Consider the following 2,761-nt stretch of genomic DNA (forward strand, 5'->3'; position numbering starts at 1 on the left):
CCCCCGGCACCCACCCCTCTCCAGCGGTCGACGCTGTTCACCCTCTGCGCCTGCGTCCTCGTGGCGCAGGGCATGGTCGCCGCGATCAACCTCCTCGTCCCGCAGCTGAGTTCGTCCGGGCTGCACCCCTCCCCCAGCGAACTGCTGTGGACGGTCGACGCGTACGTCATCGCCTTCGCGGGGCTGCTCATCCCGGCCGGCGCGCTCGGTGACCGGTACGGCCGCAAGGGCGCGCTGCTCTGCGGGCTCGGCCTCTTCGCGGCGGGCGCCGCCGTCAGCGCGCTGGCCGCGTCGCCCGCGGTCCTGATCGCCGGGCGCGGTGTGTCCGGCGCGGGGGCGGCGCTGGTCATGCCCGCGACCCTGTCGATCCTGATGCGCGTCGCGCCGCCGGAACACCGGCCGCGCGCCCTCGCCTCCTGGGCGCTCGCCGCCGGGCTCGGCGGGCTCGCGGGCAATCTCGGCGGCGGGCTCATCGGCTCGTACCTGCCCTGGCGCGCGCTGTTCTGGGCGATGCTGCCGCTCGCCGCGCTGCTGGCCCTCGCGGTGGCCCGGACGGCACCGCGTACGGACAAGGCGGTCGGCACCGCGGCCCCCGCACTCGACCCGCTGGGCACGCTCCTGCTCACCGGCGGCCTGGTCGCGCTGCTCTTCGGGATCATCGAGAGCCCGATGCACGGCTGGACGTCCGCCCGCATCCTGACGGCGTTCGCCGCGGGCGCCGTGCTCGTCGCGCTGTTCACCGCGCACGCCCTGCGCTCGCGCGCCCCGCTCTTCGACCCGCGTGTGTTCGCCTCGCGGCGGCTGCGCGCCGGGGCCCTCGGCACGGCCGCGAGCTTCTTCGGGCTCTTCTCGCTGTTCTACGTCAACTCGCAGTACCTGCAGTACGAGAAGGGGTACGGCGCCGCGCGCGCGGGCCTCGCCATCGTCCCGCTCACCATCGGCATGGTGCTGGTGCCACGGCTGGCCGCGCGCTGGTCGCACCGGCCGCGCCCGGTGGCGGGCGGCGGGCTGCTCCTGATCGGCCTCGGCCTGCTCGGCGCGTCGACCGCCGACGCCACGACCCCGTACGCGCTGTATGCCTGCTGGCTGCTGGTCATCTCGGTGGGCGGCGGCCTGAGCATGCCCGCGCTGACGCTCAGCGTCGTCGACTCGCTCCCCGCGCACCAGGCGGGCCTCGGCTCCGGGCTCAGCACGTCGGCGCGCGAGGTGGGCGCGGCTCTCGGGGTGGCCGTCACCGGCACGGTGCTCGCCGCGCACACCCCGGGCGGCTTCGCGGGCGGCATGGAGGCGGCGCTGCGGACCGTGGCGCTGGTGGTGATCGCCGCGGCGGCGCTGGTGGCGCTCGGCTACGGCGGGCCGCGCTCCCGCGCATGACGGCCGCACACGAGAACGCCCCCGGCGACTGCCGGGGGCGTTCTCGTACGTATCTGCCGTCGCTGCCTCAGATGAGGCCGAGACCGCGCACGGCCTCGCGCTCCTCGGCGAGCTCCTGCACGGAGGCGTCGATGCGGGCGCGCGAGAACTCGTTGATCTCCAGGCCCTGGACGATCTCGTACTTGCCGTCCTTGGCGGTGACGGGGAAGGAGGAGATGAGGCCCTCCGGAACGCCGTACGAACCGTCCGAGGGGATGCCCATGGAGGTCCAGTCGCCCTCGGCGGTGCCGTTGACCCACGTGTGGACGTGGTCGATGGCGGCGTTGGCGGCGGAGGCGGCCGACGAGGCGCCACGGGCCTCGATGATCGCGGCGCCGCGCTTGGCGACGGTCGGGATGAAGGTGTCGGCGAGCCAGGCCTGGTCGTTGACGACCTCGGCGGCGTTCTTGCCGGCGATCTCCGCGTGGAAGATGTCGGGGTACTGGGTGGCGGAGTGGTTGCCCCAGATCGTCAGGCGCTTGATGTCGGCGACCGACGTGCCCGTCTTCTTGGCCAGCTGCGACAGGGCGCGGTTGTGGTCGAGGCGGGTCATCGCGGTGAAGCGCTCGGCCGGTACGTCCGGGGCGGCGGCCTGCGCGATGAGCGCGTTGGTGTTGGCCGGGTTGCCGACGACGAGGACCTTGATGTCGTCCGCGGCGTGGTCGTTGATGGCCTTGCCCTGGGGCTTGAAGATGCCGCCGTTGGCCTCAAGGAGGTCACCGCGCTCCATGCCCTTGGTGCGGGGGCGGGCGCCGACGAGGAGGGCGACGTTGGCGCCGTCGAAGGCGACGTTCGGGTCGTCGCTGATCTCGATCGAGTTCAGCAGCGGGAAGGCGCAGTCGTCGAGCTCCATGGCGGTGCCCTCGGCGGCCTTCAGGGCCGGCGTGATCTCAAGAAGGCGCAGGTTGACCGGCACGTCCGCGCCGAGCAGGTGGCCCGAGGCGATGCGGAAGAGCAGCGCGTAGCCGATCTGGCCGGCCGCGCCGGTGACGGTGACATTCACGGGAGTGCGGGTCATGGCGATCTCCGTAAGACAGCTGGCGGTGGGGGTCCCTGTCCCTCGGATCCCCTATTTCCTGGATCCCCGCCGACGCCGCCTCGAGCCTCGATCGCCTCTCGATGATCGATCTCTTGGCATCAAGAGAGATCCGCCGTCAGGCTATCGCGCCCCGGGGGCGGTCGGCCCCCCGGTCCGTGTGGCCCAGCCCACAGCGTGTTTCCCGGGGCGGCCGCCACCTCGGGGGAGGGAGTGTGGCGGCCGCCGGTGGGGGTGTGACCACTCCCGTGGGGGTACGGTGCGCCTGCCCTCCGGGGGCCATGTCATGCCCCTCGCCCCACGACTTTCCCC

General features: G+C 73.4%; 2 protein-coding genes. One reads left to right on the plus strand and one right to left on the minus strand.

Annotated elements, in window-relative coordinates:
* The coding region (locus AOK22_RS33340) for an MFS transporter (RefSeq protein ID WP_055702451.1) at positions 1-1,374 on the plus strand (1,374 nt) is incomplete at its 5' end.
* A 67-nt stretch (positions 1,375-1,441) separates the two neighbouring features.
* Here the strand turns inward: AOK22_RS33340 and AOK22_RS33345 are convergent.
* Complete coding sequence (locus AOK22_RS33345) at positions 1,442-2,431, minus strand: malate dehydrogenase (protein WP_055702452.1); 990 nt, start codon at positions 2,429-2,431, stop codon at positions 1,442-1,444.
* Between the last annotated feature and the right edge of the window lie 330 nt (positions 2,432-2,761).

Source organism: Streptomyces silaceus (genome assembly GCF_001419745.1).
In the GTDB taxonomy this organism is placed as follows: Bacteria; Actinomycetota; Actinomycetes; order Streptomycetales; family Streptomycetaceae; genus Streptomyces; species Streptomyces silaceus.